The 24,012-nt window shown below is 69.7% G+C and carries 21 protein-coding genes; 7 read left to right on the top strand and 14 right to left on the bottom strand.

Annotated elements, in window-relative coordinates:
- Window positions 1-18: 18 nt before the first annotated feature.
- From ACSQ2F_RS12435 to ACSQ2F_RS12425, 3 genes are all read right to left on the bottom strand, one after another.
- Complete coding sequence (locus tag ACSQ2F_RS12435; protein ID WP_436023201.1) at window positions 19-4,182, bottom strand: translocation/assembly module TamB domain-containing protein; 4,164 nt, start codon at window positions 4,180-4,182, stop codon at window positions 19-21.
- 56 nt (window positions 4,183-4,238) lie between these two features.
- Window positions 4,239-6,065 (bottom strand): autotransporter assembly complex protein TamA, encoded by a 1,827-nt coding sequence (locus ACSQ2F_RS12430; protein ID WP_436023199.1) that lies wholly within the window; start codon window positions 6,063-6,065, stop codon window positions 4,239-4,241.
- Between the two features lie 326 nt (window positions 6,066-6,391).
- Window positions 6,392-7,189, bottom strand: coding sequence for a ferritin-like domain-containing protein (locus ACSQ2F_RS12425; RefSeq protein ID WP_436023197.1), 798 nt, complete (start codon window positions 7,187-7,189; stop codon window positions 6,392-6,394).
- Window positions 7,190-7,224: 35 nt separating this feature from the next.
- Between ACSQ2F_RS12425 and ACSQ2F_RS12420 the strand changes: the two genes are divergently transcribed.
- The 4 genes from ACSQ2F_RS12420 to ACSQ2F_RS12405 all read left to right on the top strand — a co-directional run bounded on the left by ACSQ2F_RS12420 (window position 7,225) and on the right by ACSQ2F_RS12405 (window position 9,692).
- The gene (locus ACSQ2F_RS12420; protein WP_436023195.1) at window positions 7,225-7,749 is read left to right on the top strand and encodes a gamma carbonic anhydrase family protein; all 525 of its coding nucleotides are present in this window, start codon (window positions 7,225-7,227) and stop codon (window positions 7,747-7,749) included.
- A gap of 3 nt (window positions 7,750-7,752) precedes the next feature.
- Complete coding sequence (locus ACSQ2F_RS12415) at window positions 7,753-8,712, top strand: Hsp33 family molecular chaperone HslO (protein ID WP_436023193.1); 960 nt, start codon at window positions 7,753-7,755, stop codon at window positions 8,710-8,712.
- A gap of 14 nt (window positions 8,713-8,726) precedes the next feature.
- A complete protein-coding gene (locus ACSQ2F_RS12410; RefSeq protein WP_436023191.1) occupies window positions 8,727-9,203 on the top strand; it encodes a CopD family protein in 477 nt (158 codons plus the stop codon).
- 186 nt (window positions 9,204-9,389) lie between these two features.
- On the top strand, window positions 9,390-9,692 hold the full coding sequence (locus tag ACSQ2F_RS12405) for a hypothetical protein (RefSeq protein ID WP_436023189.1): 303 nt from the start codon (window positions 9,390-9,392) through the stop codon (window positions 9,690-9,692).
- A gap of 270 nt (window positions 9,693-9,962) precedes the next feature.
- Here the strand turns inward: ACSQ2F_RS12405 and ACSQ2F_RS12400 are convergent, their stop codons facing one another.
- A complete protein-coding gene (locus tag ACSQ2F_RS12400) occupies window positions 9,963-11,141 on the bottom strand; it encodes a hypothetical protein (RefSeq protein WP_436023187.1) in 1,179 nt (392 codons plus the stop codon).
- A gap of 249 nt (window positions 11,142-11,390) precedes the next feature.
- Between ACSQ2F_RS12400 and ACSQ2F_RS12395 the strand changes: the two genes are divergently transcribed.
- Window positions 11,391-12,569 carry a PEP-CTERM sorting domain-containing protein gene (locus ACSQ2F_RS12395; protein WP_436023185.1) on the top strand — a complete coding sequence of 393 codons (1,179 nt, stop codon included), beginning with the start codon at window positions 11,391-11,393 and terminating at the stop codon, window positions 12,567-12,569.
- Window positions 12,570-12,808: 239 nt separating this feature from the next.
- On the opposite strand, the gene ACSQ2F_RS12390 is transcribed toward ACSQ2F_RS12395, so the two are convergent.
- Window positions 12,809-13,747: an AraC family transcriptional regulator gene (locus ACSQ2F_RS12390; protein ID WP_436023183.1), complete on the bottom strand. Its 939-nt coding sequence runs from the start codon at window positions 13,745-13,747 to the stop codon at window positions 12,809-12,811.
- Window positions 13,748-13,889: 142 nt separating this feature from the next.
- Between ACSQ2F_RS12390 and ACSQ2F_RS12385 the strand changes: the two genes are divergently transcribed.
- Window positions 13,890-14,852, top strand: a complete 963-nt coding sequence (locus tag ACSQ2F_RS12385) for an alpha/beta hydrolase family protein (protein WP_436023181.1) — start codon at window positions 13,890-13,892, stop codon at window positions 14,850-14,852.
- A gap of 240 nt (window positions 14,853-15,092) precedes the next feature.
- On the opposite strand, the gene thrH is transcribed toward ACSQ2F_RS12385, so the two are convergent.
- The 3 genes from thrH to ACSQ2F_RS12370 form a co-directional block, all read right to left on the bottom strand.
- Window positions 15,093-15,716: a bifunctional phosphoserine phosphatase/homoserine phosphotransferase ThrH gene (thrH, locus tag ACSQ2F_RS12380; RefSeq protein WP_436023179.1), complete on the bottom strand. Its 624-nt coding sequence runs from the start codon at window positions 15,714-15,716 to the stop codon at window positions 15,093-15,095.
- 20 nt (window positions 15,717-15,736) lie between these two features.
- The gene (locus ACSQ2F_RS12375; protein ID WP_436023177.1) at window positions 15,737-16,351 is read right to left on the bottom strand and encodes a LysE family translocator; all 615 of its coding nucleotides are present in this window, start codon (window positions 16,349-16,351) and stop codon (window positions 15,737-15,739) included.
- Window positions 16,352-16,482: 131 nt separating this feature from the next.
- The gene (locus ACSQ2F_RS12370; RefSeq protein ID WP_436023175.1) at window positions 16,483-17,271 is read right to left on the bottom strand and encodes a 2OG-Fe dioxygenase family protein; all 789 of its coding nucleotides are present in this window, start codon (window positions 17,269-17,271) and stop codon (window positions 16,483-16,485) included.
- A gap of 103 nt (window positions 17,272-17,374) precedes the next feature.
- Between ACSQ2F_RS12370 and ACSQ2F_RS12365 the strand changes: the two genes are divergently transcribed.
- A complete protein-coding gene (locus ACSQ2F_RS12365; RefSeq protein WP_436023173.1) occupies window positions 17,375-18,424 on the top strand; it encodes a LysR substrate-binding domain-containing protein in 1,050 nt (349 codons plus the stop codon).
- Between the two features lie 12 nt (window positions 18,425-18,436).
- On the opposite strand, the gene ACSQ2F_RS12360 is transcribed toward ACSQ2F_RS12365, so the two are convergent.
- From ACSQ2F_RS12360 to ACSQ2F_RS12335, 6 genes are all read right to left on the bottom strand, one after another.
- The gene (locus ACSQ2F_RS12360) at window positions 18,437-19,072 is read right to left on the bottom strand and encodes an AAA family ATPase (RefSeq protein WP_436023171.1); all 636 of its coding nucleotides are present in this window, start codon (window positions 19,070-19,072) and stop codon (window positions 18,437-18,439) included.
- Window positions 19,073-19,077: 5 nt separating this feature from the next.
- Window positions 19,078-19,707, bottom strand: a complete 630-nt coding sequence (pnuC, locus tag ACSQ2F_RS12355; protein ID WP_436023169.1) for a nicotinamide riboside transporter PnuC — start codon at window positions 19,705-19,707, stop codon at window positions 19,078-19,080.
- 30 nt (window positions 19,708-19,737) lie between these two features.
- Window positions 19,738-20,016 carry a cell division protein FtsB gene (ftsB, locus tag ACSQ2F_RS12350; RefSeq protein ID WP_436023167.1) on the bottom strand — a complete coding sequence of 93 codons (279 nt, stop codon included), beginning with the start codon at window positions 20,014-20,016 and terminating at the stop codon, window positions 19,738-19,740.
- Between the two features lie 20 nt (window positions 20,017-20,036).
- Window positions 20,037-21,320: a phosphopyruvate hydratase gene (eno, locus tag ACSQ2F_RS12345; protein ID WP_436023165.1), complete on the bottom strand. Its 1,284-nt coding sequence runs from the start codon at window positions 21,318-21,320 to the stop codon at window positions 20,037-20,039.
- A 64-nt stretch (window positions 21,321-21,384) separates the two neighbouring features.
- The gene (kdsA, locus tag ACSQ2F_RS12340; RefSeq protein WP_436023163.1) at window positions 21,385-22,242 is read right to left on the bottom strand and encodes a 3-deoxy-8-phosphooctulonate synthase; all 858 of its coding nucleotides are present in this window, start codon (window positions 22,240-22,242) and stop codon (window positions 21,385-21,387) included.
- A gap of 37 nt (window positions 22,243-22,279) precedes the next feature.
- A complete protein-coding gene (locus tag ACSQ2F_RS12335) occupies window positions 22,280-23,959 on the bottom strand; it encodes a CTP synthase (RefSeq protein ID WP_436023161.1) in 1,680 nt (559 codons plus the stop codon).
- Window positions 23,960-24,012: the final 53 nt, after the last annotated feature.

The following is a 24,012-nucleotide window of genomic DNA, read 5'->3' as shown; positions in this document are numbered from 1 at the left end:
CCCGATGCGGCGACGCCGTCAATTCCACCGCCACGTCCAGATCACATCCACCGCGCTGTCCTCACCGCTCTGCGCCCGCAAGGTGAAGCGACGTGCCGCGCGATAGATGAGTTGCCATGAACCGGCGGCGGCGTTCAGGCCTGTTTCGTAGGCGACGAACCAGCGCTTGGACAGCTGCTTGCCGAGGGTGACGACCGTGTCGCTGAGTTCGCCGGACTCGCCGCGGGCGACCGACAGCTGGTCGAGCCCGAGCTTCTTCAAAGTGCCGCCTGAAGGGTTGCTGCGCTCGCCGGCCAGCAGGGCGAGTGCGGCGCGCTGCAGCAGCGCCGTCTCGGCGCGGCCCATGCCCTCGGGTTCGCGGCCGGTCACGATCCAGGAAAGCTTCTCCATCTCGCTCATCTCCGGCTCGCTGTAGAGCCGCACCCGCGGGTCGGCTGCGCTGCCTTGCACGGCCACGCCGACGCGCACGTCGATGTCGGGCCGCACGGCGAGGATGTCGAGGCGCGGTGTGGCGACGTCTCCATTGAAGGTGATGATGCCGCGCTCGATGGCGAGGTTCTGGCCGTAGGCGGTGTAGGTGCCTTCGTCGGTGCGCAGCCGCCCGTTGACGGCCAGTTCGCCGCCCGGCGTGGTGATGTTCAGGCGGCCCTTCAGCAAGGTGTCGAGTCCGCGGCCGCGCAGGCGCAGGTCCTGGCCGAGGTCGACCGCGATCTGCACGTCTGCGCGGGCCAGCGCGCCGGGCGGGGCGTCGTCCGGGGAGGTCGGTGTGGTCCGGCTGTTCACGTCGATGACCGATACGTCCTCGTCGAGCGCGGGCGCGTCCGCCTGCGAGATGTCGATGCGGCCCTCGTCGACGGTGAACCGGCCGTCCACGTCGATGTCGTTCGCCGTCATGGCCAGGGTGGCGTCGCCGCTCAGGACCACGCGGCGATCGACGCGGCCGAGCGCGAGCAGGCGCTCCGCCTTGACCTGCAGCCGCGCCTGGGGGCTTGCCCCGAACTGGGCGCCGCCCTGGGCCACGAGCGTGCCATCGCCGCCGCGGAAGATCAGGCGCTCGAGGGTGGCGCGCTCGCCTTCCAGCGACAGGGCCATCTCGCCACCGCTCAGCTTCACGCCCTCGAGCAGGTGCGCCACCTCCAGGCCGCTGCCCGTAACGCGTCCACGGTATTCGGGTGCACCGAGCCGGCCGTCGAGCCGCGCGTCGGCCTGCAGGCGGCCGCCGATGCGCCAGCCGGCGGGAAGCCAGGCACGGAGCGCCGCGAGGTCGGCCGCGCGAAGCTGCAGCGTGCCAGCCAGCGGTGCGTCCGGACCGGGGAACACGGCGGCCGGGTCGGCGCGCAGGGTCTGCTGGCCGGCAAGCTCCAGGCCGCCGCCGCGGACGGCCTCGGTCAGCGCCCAGGCGCCGTTGCGCGCGGTGGCCGCGAGGCGCAGTTCGGTGAGGTTGAGGTCGCGGACACCGGCCGCGTCGGCCAGGCGCAGGTCACCGCCTTGGCGTTGCAGGACGATGTCGGCATTGAAACCCTCGGCGCTCGTGGCCTTGATATGCCCCCCGACCCGCAGGTCCCCGGACCAGCCCATGTGCGGCTGCAGACGGGCCAGCCACGGTGCCACGGGCAGTGGATCGAGCTGGGCGTCCAGTTCGACCCGCGGTGGGGCCTCGCCCGCGCCGGCGGCAAAGTTCGCCTGTTTCCAGCGCAGCGTGGCGCCGAGCAGTTGGGCCGAATTCGGCGCGAGGGCGGCCTGGGCGAGTTCGCCCGCCGGTCCGAAGCGCAGCGTCGCCTCGAGCTGGCGTGCATCCACCCAAGGCGTCGATCCGTCGGTCGGGGGCGCCGCGCGAATCTGGTCGAAACGGCCCCGCCACTCGCCGCCTCCCGGGCTGGCCGGCGTCCACCCGCCCGTGCCCTGCAGCGCGAGGCGACCGCCGCGGGCTGGAGCCTGCCCCTGCGACAAGGCCGCGTCCGTCCACGCCGGGGGGCGCAGCGGGCTGGTGGCCAGCAGGCTCATGCGGTGCTGCCGCAGGCTGCCGTCGACCTCGGCCTCCAGGCGGTCCAGACGCTGCTCGCCGCGCGCGAGCGTCGCGGCCCGCAGCGAGAGCTTGAGCGGCGCAGCCGGATCGGCCGGTGCGGCCGTCCATTCGGCGTGCGCGGTGCCGAGGCGCCAGCTGCCGCCGTCGATTCGCTCGGCGCGCACCTCACCCTGCGTGCGCAGCGCCGGCCACTCGCCTGCGGCATTGGCCTTGGCCTGCAACGTGCCGCTGCGCGGCGCCCAGGTGTCTGCACCGGGGATCAGGTTGAAGAGCGGACGCAGGGCCGCCAGGGCCGGCGCGTCGATGTCCACCTCGCCGCGGTCGGCTTTCGGGTCGGCCGCGATGGCGAGCGCCGCGGCGGCCCGGGCGCTGCCCGCGCCCACCTTCGCGTCGAGGCGCGCGCTGCGGTCCGCCGCTTTGAATGCCAGGTCGGCGCGCAAGGGCACGCCGGCCAGCCGGCTGTCACGCAGGGTCACGGTGGCATCGCCGGTCAGGGCGATCAGGGAGTCGCGCAGCGGCACCGCGCTGGCAGGGGGTGAGGCGGCCGAGGGAGAGGCGCGTGCGGGCAGGGGTGCGCCGGAGGCCGCGGCCGATGCGGGCGCCGGCGCCGCGACCGCCGTCGGCGGCACCGCGAGGCCCACCTGCCAGTCGCCGTTCAAGGCATGCGGCCCGCGCTGCCAGGCGGTCGCCTCGCCGGGCCCGGTCCACCAGTCGGACGGATCGAAGCGCGTGAGGCGGCCCTTGCTGCGGGCGCGCCAGGTGCCGGCTGCTTCCCGCTGCACATCGGCCTCGAATTCGGCCTGTGCCGAGCCGGCCGCCAGCAACCCACGCAGATCGCGCGCGTGGAGACTGCCGTCCGTGGGCAGGGCGAGAACGCCATCGAGCCGAACCTGCACCGGCTGGTTGGCGCGGCGGCGCAGGGTGCCGCGCAGGTCGGTCTTCAGCGTGGCGGTCAGCCCGGTGGCCGCCGCGTCGGGCGAGGCGCTGCCGGGCACGGGCAAGCCGTCCACGCGCAATTGCAGCGGGCCGCTGAGGCGCGCCGGCGTGGCAGCTTCATGGAGTTGGCCGACTTCCACGTCGGCCAGGGCCAGGTCCAGCGTCAGCGTCGTCTGCTGCCAACGCCCTCCGCCGTTGACGCGGCCGGCGGGCCGCGCGCCGTGCAGCTGCACGTCGAGGGCCGCGATGTCGAGCCGCGAGAGGTCGGACGGGTTGCCTTGCACCACGGCTTGCACTTCGGCCAGCGGCAGGCGCAGCGCACTCCAGGGGCCGGGCAGGCCGTTGCTCAGGTCCAGCCTCACGCCGGTGGGCTGGCGCCCGCCGTCGCCCTCGACCGTTGCGGTGCCGGTGAGGCGCGTGGCCGGCAGGCCGGCCGACAAGGTCGACAGGTCGAGGTCACGGGTGCTTGCCGCCAAAGCCACGACGGGCCAGGCGTCGAAGGGCGCGAGCGTGGCATTGGCCTGCAATTGCGCGCCGGCACCGGCATCCAGCCGGGCGCGCAACTGCGGCCGCGGCAAGGTGCCGGACAGGTCGACCTGTGCCTGCAAGGGTTGGCTCGCGCCGGGCAGGCTCGCCACCGTGACGATGCCGGCGAGGGCCATGTCCTGGGTGGTGCGAAGCGTCATCCGGACGTCGGCTTGTCGTTGCGCCATGCGGGCCGACAGCCGGTGCACCCGGTGCAGGCCGCCATCTTCGGCACCCAGGTGGACATCCGCCCGGAGCGACTCGATCGGTGGCAGATCATTGAACTGGACCGTCTCGACGGCCAGGCCCCGGACATCGAGTTCGAGCGGCAGGCGCACGTTGTCGGGTGCGCCCTGACGTGCCGCGGCGGGCTGTGGGTCGGGTCGGGTTTGCACCGTCACCCGCCGCGCGCGCGGCTCCACGAGGGTGATGCCCACGAAGGCGCCTGCATGAGGCCGAAGCTGCCACTGAAGGTCGCGCCAGCTGATGGCTTCCGCGGTGACCGTCATGGTGGCCGACGTCCAGGTCATGCGGTCAGCGGAGAACGCGCCGCCGTCCGGACGGCCCTGCATGCCGCTGAACGCCAGGCCCGGGACCTGGCGCAAGGCCCAGTCGACGCCGGTGTCCGTCTTGAGCCAGACGATGCCGGCACCCACCGCCACCGCCACGACGCCCAGCACGCCGAGCGTGCCCACGAGCCACCGGCGGCGGGGTCGCGAAGGTGGAGGTGAAGTGGTCGCCACGGCCGCGCTCAAAAGGTGACGCCCACGTTCAGGTGCAGCCGGAACTTGCGCACCTCTTCACCGTAGGCCACGTCGAGGCTGACCGGGCCGATGGGGCTGCGGTAGCGCAGACCCACGCCGGCGCCCACCGCCGGGTCCAGGTCGCTGAAGCGCTCGGCGGCGCGGCCGGCATCCACGAAGGCGGCGCCCCACAGCTCGGGCATGCGGGCCAGCAGCGGGCGCGCCACCTCCACGCTGCTTGTGAAGACGACCCGCCCGCCGGTATCGACCCCGTTGACCTGTGGCGTGAGCGATCGGAAGGCGTAGCCGCGCACGGAGTTGTCACCGCCCGCGCGAAAGCGCATGGACTCCGGCACCGAGACATCGTCGCGCGAAAACACCTGGCCGAGTTCGATGCGAGCCTGGCTGAACCACCGGTTGCCGAGTGGCCAGTAGCCCCGGTAGCGGCCATACAGCCGCGAGAACGGGCCACGCGCGCCCGGCTCCGATTCAGCCACGCCGGCACCGACCTGGCCCACCCAGACATGGCCGCGCGTGGGCAGCAGCGGGTCGTCGACATCGCGCCAGATGCCGTGATAGTGGAGACCAAGCGCGTTCGCCTGCTCACGGCCTGCGGGCCCGCGAGTCAACGAGCGCTCGAACTCGAGGAACACCAGCCGATCGATGGCGCGGGTATCCTGCGCGCGACCGATGCGGGCCCGTCCGGACACGACGGTGTCGGTGTCGGACTCGATGCGCTCCGCCGCGCCGCCGACGAGGTTGCGCCACAACCCCGGGAGGGTGTGGGTGCTGAGTTCGCCTTGCCACGAATTGCGCAGCTGCGACAACTCGAAGTTGTTGCGGGCAATGGCGGCCCAACCGAAGGGACGGCGATGAACGTGTTCCACCGTGCCGCGCACGCCCACGTCGGCGCTCACGCCGATGCCGAAGGTGGCCTCCTGCAGCTTGCGCTCGCGCACCCGCACGTCCACCACGGCGGCCCCCGGGTCGGCGGCGTCGGGCTGCACGATCACCGTGGCCCGGTCGAAGAGGTTGGTGTTCTGCAGCCGCTCCTGGAAGTCCAGCAACAGGGATTCGGTGGCAATGGTGCCGGGGTCGAAGTCGGCAACGTTGCGGATCGTCTCTTCGTCGTGCGCCTGCAGGCCGCGGATGCGCAAGGAACCGGTGCGGTACAGCGGCCCGCTGTCGGCGACGAGCGACAGCTCGGCCCGCTGACGTTCGCCGTCGATGCGTGCCGCGGTCTCCTGCCATTCAGCGGCCAGGTAGCCTTGTGCGCGCAGCTGCGCGAGCGCGTCACGCTTGCCGCCGCTCCAGAGCGGGTTGCGAAAGGGCGCGCCCGGGGGCAGGGGCCAGTTCTCACGCAGGGCTTGCGTGGCCGTGGCGGCGTGTGCATCGCCTCGGGCGGCCGACTCGGCCAGCGGGCCCTCGGCCCGGATGCTGACCTCGCCGACGTGGACCCGGGCCCCCGGCTCGACGCGCACCCGCACGACCGGCCGTTCGCCCGGCACCCGCTCCACCTGAATGGTCGGATTGAAGTAGCCCTCGGTCTTCAGCAGCTCACGGGCTTGCGCCGGCGTGGCCGCCACGAGCCGCGCAAGCTCGGTCTCGTCGAGCGCCGCGTCGGGCGCGATGACCCCCAGCCGTGCCACGTCGAGGTGGGTGGACAGCAGTTCGTCGAGGGGGCGCGGTGCTTCGACCTGCAGCTTCACGGGCGTTGGCGGGGGAGGGGACCCCTCCTTCCGGTCGTCGTCGCGTGTGGCGCAACCCACGAGCAGCACGCACAGCAGCGCGGCGGCCATCGCACCCCGAAGCCGGGACGGCGAGGCGGAACTCATCGGGAAGCGCCCGCCGCGGGCAAGGGGCGTTCGAGCGCGGGGTACGGTACCCGGGGCGTGCTGACCAGGCCGCGCAAGGCTGGCGTCAAGGGCGTGCCGCCCCCGCCATGCCCCCCCGACCGGGAGGCAGGGGATGATTTCAGCGGTCTCAGGGCGCGGGAAAGTCGAAAGTTCATGGAATACGGTGCTGATGCCACAGGCGGGGTCGCCCGGCGGGCGTTCAGGGCAAGGGGCGTGCCTTGCCCTCGTCCCGCTCCCGGGCGCCGCGATGCGCGGCGTGGATTCCCCCTGCCGGCCGCCGCGAAGCGGGCGACGACGGCAGCGTCTCAGGCCTCGCCCGACCCCGTGAGGTAGGCGATTTCCTCGGCGCTGAACCCGGCGGCCGCGCGTGCTTCCAGGTTGAAGGGCGGACGCACCTTCGGCGCCTGATGGCGTTCGGCAAGGACCGCGTAGTGGGCGATGGGGTCGAGGCCATCGCGCCGGCACAGCCATCGGTACCAGTGGTTGCCGATGGCGACGTGGCCGACCTCGTCGCGCAGGATGATGTCGAGGATCTCGACGGCGCGCGCGTCGCCGGCCCGGGCGAGCTTGGCCTGCAGCGGGGGCGTGGCGTCCAGGCCGCGTGCCTCCAGCGTGCGCGGGACCAGGGCCATGCGGGCGACCACGTCGCCGGCGGTGCGCTGGGTCATCTGCCAAAGGCCGTCATGCGCGTCGAAGTCGCCATAGTCGAAGCCGAGCGACTGCAGGTGCTCCCGCAACAGGGAGAAGTGCAACGCTTCCTCGCTCGCCACGCGGAGCCAGTCGGCATGGAAGGCGGGCGGCATGCCGGTGAAGCGGAAGGCCGCGTCCAGGGCGAGGTTGATGGCGTTGAACTCGATGTGGGCGATGGCGTGCAGCAGCGCCGCCCGCCCTTCGAGGGTGAACGGGCTGCGCGACGGGACCTCGCGCGCCGGCCGCAGCACCGGCCGGGCGGGCCGGCCGGGCAGGTCGGCGGGCGCCGCGATCTCGACGTCGGTGTCGAGGTCGGCGAGGTCGAGGGACGCGTAGAGCGTGCGCGCCGCATCGGCCTTTTCGGCCGGATCGGACAGCACCAGGACGGCCAGAGCACGTTCGCGCGGGTTCATCCCTAGAATTATGGCTTTTGCCCCCGGAACGGACCATGGCCATCTACCAGCTCGGCGACGAAATCCCCGACATCGACCCGACCGCCTGGGTTGCCGACAGCGCCGAGGTCATCGGCGCGGTCACGCTGGCCGAGAACAGCAGCGTCTGGTTCGGGGCCGTGCTCCGTGGCGACACCGAGCGCCTGACCGTGGGCGCCAACTCCAACGTGCAGGACGGCTCCGTGTTGCATGCGGACCATGGCTTCCCGCTGGTCATCGGCGAGAACGTCACCGTCGGGCACCAGGTGATGCTGCATGGTTGCACCATCGGCGACGGCTCGCTGATCGGCATCCAGGCGGTGGTGCTCAATGGGGCCAGGATCGGCCGCAACTGCCTGGTCGGGGCCGGTGCGCTGGTGACCGAAGGCAAGGAGTTTCCCGACGGCTCGCTCATCATGGGCTCACCCGCCAAGGTGGTGAAGACGCTGTCGCCCGAGCAGCAGGCCGGCATGGCGCGCGGTACTGCCCACTACGTGTTGAACGCCCGCCGCTACCAGGCGGGCCTGAAGAAGATCGGCTGAACGATGAGCGAAATGCACAAGTTCCTGTTCGAGGGCCTGCCGGTGCGCGGCATGCTCGTGCGCCTGACCGAAGGGTGGCAGGAGGTGCTCAAGCGCCGTCGCGAAGCCGGTGATGAATTTCCGGAACCGGTGCGCCGGTTGATGGGCGAGATGGCAGCCGCGGGCGTGCTGATGCAATCGAACATCAGCTTCAACGGGGCCATCGTGCTGCAGGTGTTCGGCGACGGGCCGGTGAAGCTGGCGGTGGCCGAGGTGCAGAGCGACCTGGCGTTCCGCGTCACGGCCAAGGTGGTGGGCGACGTGCCCGACGACGCGCAGCTCGAAGCGCTGGTGAACGTGAAGGGCGGCGGCCGCTGTTCGATCACGCTCGACCCGCAGGGCCGCGTGCCGGGCCAGCAGCCGTACCAGGGCGTCGTGGCGCTCCACGGCGACCAGCGCGAGCCGCTGCAGAAGCTGAGCGAGGTGCTGGAGCACTACATGCTGCAGTCCGAGCAGCTCGACACCAAGCTGATCGTGGCTGCCGACGACAACATCGCCGCCGGCTTGCTCATCCAGCGCCTGCCGGTCGAAGGTTCGCGCAACCTCGGCACGGCCAGCAACGAGGACGAGATCGGCATCAACGAAGGCTACAACCGCATTGCGCACTTGGCCGCCACGCTGACGAGCGAAGAGCTGCTCACGCTCGACGCCGACACCGTGCTGCGCCGGCTCTTCTGGGAAGAGGACGTGCGCCGCTTCGAGCCGGCCATGCCGCGCTTCGCCTGCACCTGCTCGCGGGACCGCGTGTCGGACATGCTGCGCAACCTTGGACAGGAAGAGGTCGACAGCATCATCGAGGAGCAGTCCAAGGTCGAGGTGGGCTGCGACTTCTGCGGTCGCCAGTACGTCTTCGATCCCATCGATGCCGGCGAGCTTTTCGTCCCGGCGCGGGACCAGCCGCCCGGCTCCACCTCGCTGAACTGACACCAGGACACCCCATGGTCTACGCGCTGTTGAAGACGATCCACCTGCTCGCAGCCGTGGTCTGGCTCGGCGGCATGTTCTTCACGCTCTTCTGCCTTCACCCCGCCGCGGCGCTGCTGCAGCCCGCCGAGCGGGTTCCGGTCGTCGCCACCGCCCTCGGTCGCTTCTTCCGCATGGTCGAGGTGTCCATCGTCGTGCTGCTGGCCAGCGGCGGCTGGATGGTCTGGCGCGTGGCCTCCACCACGCGCCGTACCGGGCTGCCGTTCAACATGCCGCTCGAGTGGCTGATCATGGCCGTGCTCGGCGTGGTGATGGTGCTGATCTTCGGCCACATCCGCTTCGCCCTGTTCCGCCGGGTGCAGCGTGCCCGCGCCGCGCAGGACTGGCCCGCCGCAGCCGCCGCGCTGGCGTCGGTGCGCGGCTGGGTGGCGATCAACATGACGATCGGCGTGGTGGTCGTGCTGGTGACCTTGATGGGGACAGCGACCTGAGCGGGCCGCGCTGGGAGCGGCGCCCTCGCATCGGCCCGTCGATGACACGCACCCACTAGCCCCTGGCTCAGGACGGCTGTGCACCCGTTGCGGACGTTCCCGAGGCCATGCCAAGGGCGGGAAAGCCGTCGTTCGCGCCGGTCGGCTACGGTTTGGAGCGAAGGGCTGCAGATGACTCAATCACCGATGGATGATCGTCGCAAGATCGCCGAGGGCCGTGCTCGATGGCTGTGGATGGACTGCGACGTCGATACGTACGCGAACGAGCAGTACTACATGCTGCGACCTGGCCTGTGGCGCTCCATCAACCACAAGGTCGACGGCATGCTGTGCCTCGCCTGCGCGGAACGCCGGCTGCGTCGGGGGCTCACCAGCCGTGACTTCACCGACGCCAGGGTCAATGAAGGCCAGGCACGAGTCTGCCCGGGGCTGGCCAAGCGACTTGCAGCCGTCGCCCCGCGAAGGAAGCGGTTCGACGCGGGGCGCTAGCCTGCGCAAACAGGCGCTGCTGGTTGTCGAGGCCTGATGGACGGCAGCCCTTAGTCGCTGTGCTCTGCGGCGTCTGCACCAGGCGCATGGCGCCCCGAGAACCGCTTTCGGCTTGCTGCCCGTCGCGGTCGCATCAGGCGGCGGAATCAACCGGTCAACGCATCGGTCTGGGTGAGCATCTCAGCCAGACCATTGGAAAGCAGTTCGCGCGGCCCGAGTGGCAGTCCCCCGGCCGCACGACGGGCATCCGCCGCCCACCGGTCCGGCCGCTCAACGTCCACGCGGGGGGGTGCCGTGGCCGTGGCCGTGGCCGTGATCGTGATCGTGATCAGGGTCGTCGTCGTCGTGGTCGTGGTCGTGGTCGGGCCCCGCCTTCTTCACTGGCGTCAGCAGGACCACCGTGGTCACGTTGCTTCCGTCGCGCAAGCCGTACGCCAGGATCTGTCCCCGGTTGTTGATGGCAAAGCCGTCCCAGAGACGCCACCCCACCATGTCGGCCGGTTCCACGAGCTTGGACAATCGAACGATGCCGGTCTTCTTGTCGTAGTAGAAGCCCGCCGTGTCACGTCCGTCCCATCCCGAACCCACCACCTGCCCCCGGTTGTTCAATGCGACGCCGTAGGTGTTGATGAAGCCGTCATTCGCACCCCTCGCCATCAGGTCCACGATGCCAGTGCCCGGCTTGTACAGGAAGGCCTGGCCACGCACTCGGTCACGGGACATCCCGCCCGTGACCCACCCGCGATCGTTGATGTCGTACGCGTAGACGTACGCAGCGCCGGAGCCCTGGAGCTGAGTGACCGCGCCGCGGTCGTAGATGTAGCTTGCCAGCTGGGTGCCCGTCAGGAGGGACCCCAGGATCTGCCCGCGGTCGTTGATGCCTTCGGGTTGAACGTCCAGCGCAGTGGGGAGGACTTCCAACCCGCGGCCGAGCGAGAACGTGATGGTCTCCCACCGGGTTCCGCCGACCGACATGGCGAGGACCACGCCGCGATCGTTGATGTCCACCCCATACGTGGTCGGCAGGTACTGCGTAGGCAGCAACCCGATGTCGGTCATGCCGACGCCCGGGGTGTAGAGAAAGCCGCGGACGATCACCGGGGGATCGTTCTCGTCGGTGTTGTAGTAGACGGTTCCGGTCACCTGCCCAAAGTTGTTGATGGCGACAGGCACCGGCCGCGTCTCGAACCCGGGGGACTGCGACGGCAGCGTGCCGATGTCGATGGGCTCGCCCTGGCCAGGGGTGACGATCACGGCATGCCCATCGCCCCGCGTGCCGACCAGGGCGCCGCGGTCGTTGAGGGCCGCCGCCTGGAAGGTGTGCCCGGGAATCAACGTGGCGGTGTCGATGAGGGTGTAGCGGGGCGCAGCGGCCGCGGGCAGCGCGGCAAGGCACAAGGACCACAGCAAGGCCCACCCTGAGGCCCGCAGGATTCGTCCGTCGTTCATGGTCGTTCCTTGAAGCGCCGCAGGTTGCGATATTCCAACTTAGGTGCACCTCCTGGCCTCGTCAAAGCGTTTGACGCACGGGCCCCTGCAAGTCGGGGGGGGGTGAGGCGCGAAGCACAAAGCCATCTGCCGAACGTTCCGACTCGAAGCGATGGCAAGGAACGGTCGAACCAGACCTCGCAGCGGGAAAGTGCTGGAACATTGGGGCGGCCGGACTAAAGTCGGTGCATCACCGCAGGAGATGCCCGCATGAAGTCGCTTCGCATTTGCGCATGGGCCTTGGCCTTCGCTTCTTGTCTCGGTGCCGTTACCGGGGCGCTTGCCGCGCCGCGCTACCGACTCCAGGCGATCGCGCCGCTGGAAGTCAGCGGGGGCGAAGCCTGGTTCGGCGAGATGACGGGGTTCAACGACGCCGGGCAGATTGCCATGTCGTGGTACCACGCCGGGTCGGACGGCGGTCAGGGCTTGTTCCCGTACTTGTACTCGCGCGAGACCGGCTACCAAGCCCTCATGCCGCCGAGTGCGCGAGGGGAGCCTCGGATCGCGCCCGTTCACGATCTCAACGCCGGTGGCGTGGCTGTCGGTCAGTTCTGGCCTCAGGCCTACATCTTCCGCCCGGAAGGACGTGGCGAATCCGTGCCCCTCGACGGCTCGTACGGCGTGGCGTACAGCATCAATGATCGCGGCGATGTGGCCGGACTCGTGGGCTTTGCCGAAGCGGCGCAGCCGTTCGTTCGCATGGCTGGTGGGGAGGTCGCGGTTCTTCCGCATTCCGGGGCGGCCGTGGACATCAACAACAACGGGCAGGTGCTGGTGCTGGCACAGGCCGACGGTCCCGAGATGTTCCTTCACGACGCGTCGACGGGCAGGTCCACGATGCTCGTTGCCGGAATGCGCGTGCTTTCGCCGTATGCGTTTCTCAACGATCAGGGTGACGTGGCCATGACGGTCCATGACGAGATCGGCCTGCGGGTTCAGATGTACCGAGACGGGCGCTTCTCGACGCTGGCGGGTTCACAGGGCGATGTGGGCAACGTCGTCTACGACTTCAACAATGCTGGTTGGGTGCTGGGCACTTCGGCGCTTGAATCGCAGGGCCCCGGGCGCTTCGAGAGCTTTCTCCACGTGCCCAACGCAGGTTCCTTCACGCTGCAGTCCCTGATCGATCCGTCCAGCACCGTAGGCTGGACCGACCTTCTGGGCTTCGAGATGAACGAGCAGGGTGATATCGCCGGCCGAGGCACGTGGGGCGGGCAGGTCCGACCGTTCGTTCTGAACCTGGTGGCGGCCCCGGTGCCCGAGCCGTCCTCGGCTGCGCTGGCGCTGGCAGGGCTGGCGTTGCTCGCGCGCATTCGTCCTCGAAGCCACGAACCGGAGCCCCGGGCGCCGGCCGGCCCTGGACGTTCAAGCCGTCGCCACCGAGCGTAGCGCTTCGTTCCGGCGGACGGACGGACGACCCCGCCTCCGCGTAGCGGGCTCCTTGCAGGCGCCCGCCGCGGCAAGCTCCTGCTGACCTCGTGCCTGCCCTGCGCCGACGCAGCGCGCGTCGGCGCCCAACCCGCCTGCGCCGCATACGGCCCGGCGCCGGTCGCCTGCCGAACGAACATGAAGGCGCGTGTCCACGGCAGCGGTTCTCGCCTCGACGTCGGGCCGGCAGTTTTCATCGGTCAGGCGCTGACTTCAGCCGTGTCGAGACCGTCGCGCGCGGCTGCACGATCGTGTCGCGCGAAGTGCGCAGGCGGGCAGCCGACATGGCGGGTGAACGCGACGCTGAACGCGCTGGCCGAACCGTAGCCGACGCGTCCGGCGACATCGGCGACCGTGGCGCCGTCGCGGCGGAGCAGGCGCTTCGCGAGCGCCATGCGCCATCCGAGCAGGTAGTCCATCGGCGTCACGCCGAGGAGCCGGCTGAACCGGTCGAAGAACGCCGACCGGGACATCGCCGCCTCGCGAGCGAGTTGGGCGACGGTCCACGACGCGGAGGGTTGCTCGTGCATCCGCCGGAGCGCCGCGGCCAGTCGCTCGTCGGCGAGTCCGCGCACGAGGCCGGGCGAGGCCGCGTGGTCCGGCGCCGAGCGAAGCGCCTCGATGAGGAGCACGTCCAGCAGGCGGGCGAGCACGACGTCCCGCGCCGGGCGCCGCGCGCGGAACTCCGCGTGGACGAGTGACACGAGCGTGGTGAGGGTCGGCTCGCCGCGCACGTGCACGAGCTGCGGCAGCAGCGACACCAGCAATCGGGCGTCCGGCGACGCAAAGACGCAATAGCCGACCAGCATGCGCACGTCGGGGGGCGCGTCCGGGTCGCCGTGCCGGATCTCGCCGTCGGGGCGGAACACGTACGCCGTCTCCTCGTCTTCCGGGGGCGGCTCGAGGCTCGTCACCGTGAAGTCGAAGGCGGCGGGCACGAGGACGAAGTCGCCTTCCTCGAGCACCAGGGGCTCCTGACCCGCGACGGTGAGACGGGTCGCGCCCGCGACGATCGCGCAGAAGAACGGGCGTCCTGCCTCCGCGCGCCTCGCCCTCCACGGTCCCGCGGCGGTGGCCACCTTGGCGAAGGGCGCGCTCGGCCGCAACAGCGAAACGACCTCGGCGAGCGGATCGACCATGTCTGGACTTTCTAACATGAACTATGGACTTCGCATTGTATTCAGTCCGGGTGACGGGCGCTATCGTTGGCTTGTCGGTTGCACGGCCGGTCCGCGGCGCAAGGCAAACGAATCCCAACCAAACCTCAGAAGGAACCGCCTCATGTCTACATCGATCTCGTCCGTCGGCACCATCCCGTCCGTCGCGCCCGTGCCCGTCGTGTCCCTTGCCCCGATCGCGCTGCCCGCGCCCGGGCGCGCCGTCCGGCTTCAGGTGCGCGTGTCCGCCCCGGTCACCGGCAGCGACCTCCCGATCGTTCTTCTTTCGCACGGGCACGGCTCGTCCAACAACCTGTCGTCGCTGAACGGGTACGGGCCGCTCGCAAGCTACTGGGCCGCGCGCGGCTTCGTCGTCATCCAGCCGACCCACCTGTCGTCAGCGACCCTGCGTGGCGTCGTCGACCCGAACGGGCCGGAAGGCGCGTTGTTCTGGCGCTCTCGCGCCGAGGACATGACACGCCTCCTCGACGCGTTGGACACGATCGAGGAAGCCGTGCCGGGGCTGGGCGGTCGGATGGACAAAGGTCGCGTTGCCGTCGCCGGGCACTCGCTTGGCGGCATGACCGCGGGCATGCTGCTGGGCCAGCGCCTGACCGATGCGGCCGGTACCGTGGTCGACCTGCGCGACCCGCGGATCACCGCCGGCGTCATCATCGCGGGGCCGGGCAACCCGTCTTACCTGACCGGGGCCGCGCGGGACCGCTACCCCATCCTGCGCACGCTCGACTTCTCCGCGATGACCGCTCCTGCGCTCGTGGTCGTCGGCGATCGGGACATCAACCCGATGTTCTCCGACCAGGCGGCGTATCGGGAAGGCGCCTACACCCTGAGTCCCGGCCCCAAGGACCTGCTCACCGTGTTCGGGGGCGAGCACATCCTCGGCGGGATCTCCGGCTACGACGCGGCTGAGACGACCGACGAAAGCCCGGCGCGCGTGGAGGCGGTCGCGCAGATGACGTGGGCTTATCTGCGCACCGCGCTCAACCCGGCAGACCCGGCGTGGCCAGCCGCCTGCGGCGCGCTGCGCGATGCGCCAAGCCCGTTCGCCCGCGTCGACACCAAGTGACCTGCGCCGCCAGGCGATCGATGAGGCAACCGTTCGGCGGCGCTCCCCGCCGGCGGAACGCCGACCGGGGTCCGGTCGGCTGTTCCGCATCCGGAGATGTCATTCGAGCAGACAGGTCGCGCAACGATTGAACCGATGCACGCCCTCTTTCAGCGGGGCCCGGTCGATCGACACGTTGCCGCTGCGGCCAACGATGAGTTCCTGCTTCGACGCTCGGCCCTCGACGGACCCTTCGATGACTCAATGAAGTGACAGCGCCGCCGAGGCCTTCGCAGGGATGAGGGCGGACAGGATGTCGTCGTAGCAGTGCGCCACGGTCAGGTCGCGGGCAGCCTGGCGCGTTTCCGCGGACGGGCGGAAGAGGAATCCCTGCGTGGCCTGCCGCAGCATCGTCAGGTCGTTGAACGCATCCCCAACGGCCAGGGTGCGTGCGCCCGCCGCGGCAAACTCCTCGATGACCTCGTGCTTGCCGCGCGCGCGGGCGTAGCGGGCGCTGGCGACGAAGCCGCTGGCGTCGCACACGAAGCGATGGCAGCGCAGTTCGGGGTGGCCGAGGGCGTCCCAGAGGGGCAGGATCATGTCCTGGAAGGCGTCGGAGACGAGGACGATGCGGTGGGTGGCGCCCAGCGCCTCGATGAAGCCGATGGCACCCGGAAGCGGCGCGGCATCGCCCACGATGCGCTGCACGTCGCGCAGGCGCAGGCCGTGGTAGCGCAGCAGGGCGATGCGGCGCTGCACGAGGCGGGCGTAATCGGGCTCCTCGCGGGTGGTGATGGCCAATTCGGCGATGCCGGTGCGCTCGGCGATGTGCGGCCACAGTTCGGGGATGAGCACCCCTTCGAGGTCGATGCAGGCGATGTCCATGGGTCGTCCTTCGTGGATGGTCAGTGGGATGCGGGGCTGAGGGCGAGCCACAGGCCGAGCGCCACGAGCACGCCACCGATGCCGCGGTTGAGCAGCACCTGGCGGCGGAGCATGCGCTCGCGCAGGTGGGCTTCGGAGAAGAAGAGCGACACGAGGCTGAACCAGGCCAGGTGGGCGACCGACATGAAGAGGCCGTACCCGATCTGCTGGGCGAGCGGCGTGTCGGGGCCCACCACCTGGGTGTACACGCTGACCACGAAGAGCGTGGTCTTCGGATTGAGCGCGTTGGTGAAGAAGCCGGTGCGCAGGGCCTGGAAGCCGTTGATGCGCGCGGCCGCGCCGTCGGCATCGACGGCTGGCCGGCTGGTGAAGGTCTTGTAGCCGACCCAGATCAGATACAGCGCGCCCGCCATGCGGATGAGGTCGAACCACTCCGGGGAGTTGCGGATGAGCAGGCCGACACCCAGCATGGTGTAGATGACATGCAGCTGCACCCCGACCGCGACACCGAGCGAGGCCAGCAGGCCGGCGGACCGCCCGTACAGCAGGCTGTTGCGGGTGACCATGGCGAAGTCGGCCCCCGGGCTGATGACGGCAAGGATGGTGATGGCGGCGACAGCCAGAAGTTCGACCATGATGGGCTCGCTTGGGTGAGAGGTTGAAGGGCGTGCCGCGTGAGCGGCATGACGGGACAGCGGATGGGCGCAAGCGCGGCGCCGGCGATGCCGGCGCGGGGCAGGGCACCCGGAGGCGCCCTGCCGGATCACTACGGTTTGCGGCGGAAGGTGATGACAAGGACGTCGCGGATCGCGGGCGCACCGACATCGAGTTGCACGATGGGCGTGACGCCGTGGAAGACCCGCTCGTCATTCACGATCGCCAGGTCGAGCGGTTGCTGCAGCGTGAACTGATCGAGGCGCTGCTTGTCGCGGTCGTAGATGGTGGTCGAGCCGTTGACCATGTTGGTCCGGCGCACCATGGCCATCATCACGAAGTTGACGCCGTCCTGGTGGACGCCTTCGGGCGTGGGGTGCCCGGTGCCGCCCGCTTGCGCCTCGATGCGGAACTGATGCACTTCGATGTGCCAGGGCGAGTAGGGCGACAGGCGCCCGAACAGTTCGCACCCGAGTGTGATGAGGGTGTGCAGCGTGTGCCCGGCAAGCACGTCGGGCCGGATGGGGTCGTAGTGGCGCGCGATGCCGCCGTTGAGCGGGTTGTAGTCGAGCTTCTGGTAGTGGGGCTGGTGCGGCTGCACCTGGAAGCAGCGGCTGGACGGCAGCGCGCTCAGCGTGGCGTGGCGGCGGCGGCGATAGCGCCCGCCATCGGCCATGTACCCGTCGACGGGCATGTCGTCCCAGCTGTCGTGGAACGCGGGCCAGTCGCTGAGGGCATCTTCGCGCAGGCCGCGCAGCAGTCCCTCGGTGCGTGCGGCGGGAATGAAGCAGAAATCCTTGCGGGCAATCGTGCGGCACACCCGGTCGACATCGCTTTCCGATGTCTCACCGATCGGCGCATTGAACGGCACTTCGGCCGCTTTCTCAAAGCTCGTGATCATTGGGTCCTCTCCTTTGTGGCACTAGGCGCCATGGGGTTCCAGGGCGTCGGAGCCGATTCTTGCGGGAGAGACAGCGGGTGAAAATCGATTTATCCTGTCGCGCATGCGTGAGAAAAAGTCACCGTTCGACGGCCGCGTGCCTCCCTTGAACACCCTGCGGGTGTTCGAGGCTGCGGCACGCCTGGAGAGCTTCGTCCAGGCGGCCGAGGAGCTGCACGTCACCCATGGCGCCGTGAGCCGCCAGGTGAAGCAACTGGAGACCGCCCTCGGCGTGACGCTCTTCGAGCGACGCAACCGCGCGGTCTTTCGCACGCCGCAGGCGGCGCGCCTGCTGGAGGCCTGCACCGCGGCCATGGGAACGCTGGCCGAGGCGATGCGCGCGCTGCGCGCGCCGGAGGAGTCGTCGCCGCTCGTCGTGTCGTGCGAGCCGACGATCGCGATGCGCTGGCTCATCCCGCGCCTGGCGCGCCTGCGCCAGCGGCACCCGGCGCACCAGGTCCACCTGCTCACGGCCGGTGGCAAGGTGGACTTCGCGCGCGACCGGGTCGACGTCGCGCTGCGCCGCAACGATTTCCACTGGGGAGAGCACTGCCACGCCGAGCAGGTGGCCGAGGAGCGCATGGGGCCGGTGTGCGTGCCTGCCCTGGCCCAGGCCGTGCGAGACGGCCAGGCGGTGCCCCTGCTGCACGCGCGGACGCGTCCGAGTGCATGGCCGCGTTGGGCGGACGTCTCGGGACGCCCGATGCGCGCGGCGGGCAGCAGCCAGTTCGAGCACTTCTACCTGAGCCTCCAGGCGGCCGGTGCCGGGCTGGGTGTGGCACTCGGTTCGGCCTACATGGTGCACGACGACCTGCGCGACGGCCGTCTCGTGGCGCCGCTGGGTTTCGTACCGGACGGCTCGGCCTATGTGCTGCTCTCGCCGGTCCCCTTCGATGCCGATCCGCGCCGCGCGCGGTTCCTTGCCTGGCTCAGGGAAGAGATGCAGGCATCGACCGAACCCGTGGACGAGCTGGCGCGGCCGGAACCCGTGTCGTCAGGACGCAGCCGGCAGGGTGCCGGGACGGCCGGCGCCCGATCGACCCGCAGGCCCGCGGCGTCGGGCCCCGAACGCCGGGCCGCAATGCCCGGACGAAAGGCCGCTGCCGGAAAGTGAGGCGCGGTGAGGTCAGCCTCGCGGCAGGCGCAGATGGCGTTCGCAGTCGCCGTCGCTGCAGCGGTCGCAGGCCCATTGCCAGCGCGGGTTGACGCGGCCTTCGTAGGCGGGGTCGGGGCACTCCAGCGCGTGACGCACCGCGGTGAGTGCCGAGGCCAGCCGTGCATCGCCTTGCCCCGCCACGATGGCGTACGACACGGCCCCGCGCGCCAGCGCGGCGCGCACCCGACGCATCACCGGTTCACGCACATGGGGGCCGTCGCGCTGCAGGCCGTCGGGCTCCCAGGGCAGGTCGAGCGCCGTGAGCAAGGTGAGGCCATAGCCTCGCTGCGCGTGCAAGGCGGCCGCGTAGAGCGAGTCGTCGTCGAAGAGGTGATCGCTGTAGACGGCAATCATCAGGGCCGTCGTGTCGGCGATGACGACGTCGTGGTCCTGCGCTGCCTCGGCGATGCGGCGGGTCTGTTCGGCGGCGATGCCCGCCTGTTCGTCGGGGCGCGGCGTGCGGCCCCGGGTGTCGCAGAACTCACGGAGGTACTCGGCCACCACCGCCACACGGTGGCCTTCGGCGGCCAGCACCTCGCCCAGCCGGTGAGCCAGCGTGGTCTTGCCGGTGCTCTCGGCGCCCAGCAGCGCGACGGTCAGCGCCATCGTCGTCAGCGAACGGTGGCGAGCCGTTGCCAGGCGCGCCAGCCCGAGAAGGACATCGCGACGAACACGAGGTAGAGCGCCGTGGTGAACCACAGGCCCTTGTAGGCGAAGAGTCCCACGCTCACCACGTTGACCGCCACCCACGTGGGCCAGTTCTCCACGTACTTGCGGCCGAGCAGCCATTGGCCGACGAGGCTCGCGGCGGTCGGGAAGGCGTCCCACCACGGCACGTCGGTGTCGGTGACGTGGTCGAGGAAGAGGGCGATGAGGGGCCAGGCGACGGCCAGGGTGAGCAGGACCTTCAGCCGGCTTGCCGGCCGCAGGTGCCGCACCTCGAGGGCTTCGCCGTTCTCGGCGTGGCCGCGCAGCCATTGCCACCAGCCCCAGCCGGCCACCACTACGAAGACGATCTGCAGGCCGGCCTCGCCGTAGAGGCGGCTGTTCCAGAACAGCGCGAAGAACATCAGCGAGCTGATGATGGCCAGGGGCCACGCGGCGGGGTTGACGCGCATGTTCAACACCACCATCGCGATGGCGAGCACGCAGCCCGCGAGCTCGAGCCAACTGACGGGCGCCCCCCACGGCGAAAACGCCGTCGCGAAAAGGGGCTGCAGGGCCTGCAGCAAGGTGTCCATCGAAAAGCGGTGCGACGAGGGCGACGGGCTTCAGGGCTTGGGGGTCGTCACCTGGACGTAGATCTCGTCCGGCTTGACCATGCCCAACTCGAAGCGCGCCTTCTCTTCGACCATCTCCAGGCCTTCCTTGAAGTCGCGCACTTCCGCGCCCAGGCGCTCGTTGCGGGACTTGGCGGCGTCGTTGTCGGCCTCCTGGGCCGACAACTTCGCCTGCAGCTCCATCACGCGCGGCACGCCGCCCTTGCCGAACCAGAGTTCGGCATGCACGAAGGCCAGCAAGGCCAGCAGTGCCAGGGTGACGAAGCGCACGACGCGGGAGCCCTCGACGATCAGCGCAGGTTGTAGAACGCAGCGCGGCCGGGGTAGGTGGCGATGTCGCCCAGGTCTTCCTCGATGCGCAGCAGCTGGTTGTACTTGGCCATGCGGTCGGAGCGGCTCATGGAGCCGGTCTTGATCTGGCCGGCGTTGGTGCCGACGGCGATGTCCGCGATGGTCGAGTCTTCGGTCTCACCCGAGCGGTGGCTGATGACGGCCGTGTAGTTGTTGCGCTTGGCCATCTCGATGGCCGAGAAGGTCTCGGTCAGCGTGCCGATCTGGTTGATCTTGATGAGGATCGAGTTGGCGATGCGCTTGTCGATGCCTTCACGCAGGATCTTGGTGTTGGTGACGAACAGGTCGTCGCCCACCAGCTGGACCTTCTGGCCCAGGCGCTCGGTCAGGTGCTTCCAGCCGTCCCAGTCGCCCTCGTGCATGCCGTCTTCGATGCTGATGATCGGGTACTTGTCGACCCAGGTGGCGAGGATGTCGGTCCATTCGCCAGCCGACAGGGTCAGGCCCTCGCCGTGCAGCACGTACTTGCCGTCCTTGTAGAACTCGCTGGCGGCGCAGTCGAGGCCGATGGCGATCTGCTCGCCGGCGGTGTAGCCGGCCTTGTCGATGGCTTCCAGGATCAGCTGGATGGCGGCCTCGTGGCTGGCGATGCTGGGGGCGAAGCCGCCCTCGTCACCGACGGCGGTGCTCATGCCCTTGTCGTGGATGATCTTCTTGAGGGCGTGGAACACCTCGGCGCCGTAGCGCATCGCCTCGCGGAAGCTCGGGGCTCCCACGGGGATGATCATCAGCTCCTGCAGGTCGAGGTTGTTGTTGGCGTGGGCGCCGCCGTTGATGACGTTCATCATCGGCACGGGCAGCTGCATGGCGCCGGAGCCGCCGAAGTAGCGGTACAGCGGCAGGCCGCTTTCTTCCGCTGCGGCACGGGCCACGGCCATCGAGACGGCGAGCGTCGCGTTGGCGCCCAGGCGGCTCTTGTTCTCGGTGCCGTCCAGGTCGATCAGGGTGCGGTCGAGAAAGGCCTGCTCCGAGGCGTCGAGGCCGAGCACGGCTTCGCTGATCTCGGTGTTGACGTGTTCGACGGCGCGCAGGACGCCCTTGCCGAGGTAGCGACCCTTGTCGCCGTCGCGCAGCTCGATGGCCTCGCGCGAACCGGTGGAAGCGCCCGAGGGCACGGCGGCACGGCCCATGACACCGGACTCGAGCAGCACATCGCACTCGACGGTCGGGTTGCCACGGCTGTCGAGGATCTCACGGCCGACAATGTCAACAATCGCACTCATTCGGGGTTCCTTGGTCTAGTTTTGCAAACGGGGCGGACACTGGGCGGATGGGGTCACCACCCGCTCAGCAGGAGAAGTCGTTCTCGAGCAGGGGCTGCTGCTTGATCACGCGGTCGAGCGCCACGAGCTGCTCGAGCAGCGCGCGCATGTGCTTGAGCGGCACGGCGTTCGGGCCGTCGCTCATCGCCTTGGCCGGGTCGGGGTGGGTCTCCATGAAGAGGCCCGAGATCCCCACGGCCACGGCCGCGCGTGACAGCACCGGCACGAACTCGCGCTGGCCGCCGGAGCTCGTGCCCTGGCCGCCGGGCAGCTGCACCGAATGGGTGGCGTCGAACACCACCGGGGCGCCGGTCTCGCGCATGATGGCCAGCGAGCGCATGTCGCTCACGAGGTTGTTGTAGCCGAAGCTCACGCCGCGCTCGCAGGCGAGGAAGTTGTCTTCGGGCAGGCCCTTCTCGCGCGCGGCGGCACGGGCCTTGTCGATGACGTTCTTCATGTCGCCGGGGGCGAGGAACTGGCCCTTCTTGATGTTCACCGGCTTGCCGCTCTGGGCGACGGCGCGGATGAAATCGGTCTGGCGGCACAGGAAGGCGGGCGTCTGCAGCACGTCGACCACCGCGGCCACGGCCGGCACCTCGGCCTCCGAGTGCACGTCGGTGATGACGGGCACGTTCAGCTCGCGGCGCACCTTGGCGAGGATCTCCAGGCCCTTTTCCATGCCCGGGCCACGGAAGGTCGAGCCCGACGAGCGGTTGGCCTTGTCGTAACTGCTCTTGAAGATGAACGGGATGCCGAGCGCCGAGGTGATTTCCTTCAGCGTGCCGGCCACGTCGAGCTGGAGCTGCTCGGACTCGACCACGCAGGGGCCGGCGAGCAGGAAGAAGGGCTTGTCGATGCCGACATCGAATCCGCAGAGTTTCATGCCGCGACCTCGCTTTCGTTGCGGGTGAAGGCGGCGCTCATGCGGCCGCCTGGGCTGCCGCGGTGCCGGCCAGGCGGTCGGCCTGGTGCGACAGGGCCGCGGAGATGTAGGAGTTGAACAGCGGGTGGCCGTCCCACGGAGTGGACTTGAACTCCGGGTGGAACTGCACGCCCATGTACCACGGGTGCACCGTGCGCGGCAGCTCGACGATCTCGGTCAGGCGCTCACGCTGGGTGAGGGCCGAGATGACGAGGCCGGCCTCGGCCAGGCGGTCGAGGTAGTTCACGTTGGCTTCGTAGCGGTGGCGGTGGCGCTCGGTCACCACGTCGCCGTAGATCTCGTGGGCCAGGGTGCCGAGCTTGACGTCGGAGCTCTGGGCGCCGAGGCGCATCGTGCCGCCGAGGTCGGACTGGGCGGTGCGCTTCTGGATGGAGCCGTCGGCGTCCTGCCATTCATCGATCAGGGCGATGACCGGGTGCTTGGCGTCGGCCTCGAACTCGGTGCTGTTGGCGCCGTCGAGCCCGGCCATGTGGCGGGCGTACTCGATGGTGGCCACCTGCATGCCGAGGCAGATGCCCAGGTAGGGAATCTTGTGCTCGCGGGCGAACTGGGCGGCCAGGATCTTGCCTTCCACGCCGCGCTTGCCGAAGCCGCCGGGCACGAGGATGGCATCGAAGCGGGCGAGCTGCTTGATGTTGTCCGGCGTGAGCGTCTCGGAGTCGACGTAGTCGATGTCGACCTTGGCGTGGTTGTGGATGCCGGCGTGGCGCAGCGCCTCGTTGAGCGACTTGTAGGAGTCGGACAGGTCGGTGTACTTGCCGCACATGGCGATGCTGACGCGCTGCTTGGGGTTCTCGACCTCGTTGACGAGGGCGTCCCAGCGCTTCAGGTTGGCCGGCGGCGTGTTGATGCGCAGCTTGTCGCAGATGAGGCCGTCCAGCCCCTGCTCGTGCAGCATGCGGGGCACCTTGTAGATGGTGTCCACGTCCCACATCGAGATCACGCCCCATTCGGGCACGTTCGTGAAGAGCGAGATCTTGCTGCGCTCTTCGTCGGGGATGCGGCGGTCGGCACGGCACAGCAGCACGTCGGCCTGGATGCCGATCTCGCGGAGTTTCTGGGCGGTGTGCTGGGTCGGCTTGGTCTTGAGCTCGCCCGCCGCGGCGATCCACGGCACGTAGGTGAGGTGGACGAAGGCCGTGTTGTTCGGGCCCATGCGCAGGCTCATCTGGCGCGCCGCTTCGAGGAAGGGCAGGCTCTCGATGTCGCCCACGGTGCCGCCGACCTCGACGATGGCGACGTCGACCTCGTTGTCGCCGCCGAGACCGGCGCCGCGCTTGACGAAGTCCTGGATCTCGTTGGTGACGTGCGGGATGACCTGGACGGTCTTGCCGAGGTAGTCGCCGCGGCGCTCTTTCTCGAGCACGCTCTTGTAGATCTGGCCGGTCGTGAAGTTGTTGGCCTTCTTCATCCGGGTGGTGATGAAGCGCTCGTAGTGGCCGAGGTCGAGGTCGGTCTCGGCGCCGTCGTCGGTGACGAACACCTCACCGTGCTGGAACGGCGACATCGTGCCGGGGTCGACGTTGAGGTACGGGTCCAGCTTGAGGAGGGTGACCTTGAGGCCGCGAGACTCGAGGATCGCCGCGAGAGATGCAGCCGCGATGCCCTTGCCCAGCGAGGACACCACACCGCCGGTGACAAAGACGAACTTGGTCATTGCTTCTGGCATCGATTCGACGAATGCCCTGGTGGTAAAGCGCGATTATAGGC

It is taken from the genome of Rhizobacter sp. LjRoot28, from assembly GCF_964253025.1.
In the GTDB taxonomy this organism is placed as follows: Bacteria; Pseudomonadota; Gammaproteobacteria; order Burkholderiales; family Burkholderiaceae_C; genus Rhizobacter.
Note: the sequence above shows the minus strand (reverse complement) of the source record. Positions and strands in the feature narration are given on the sequence as shown.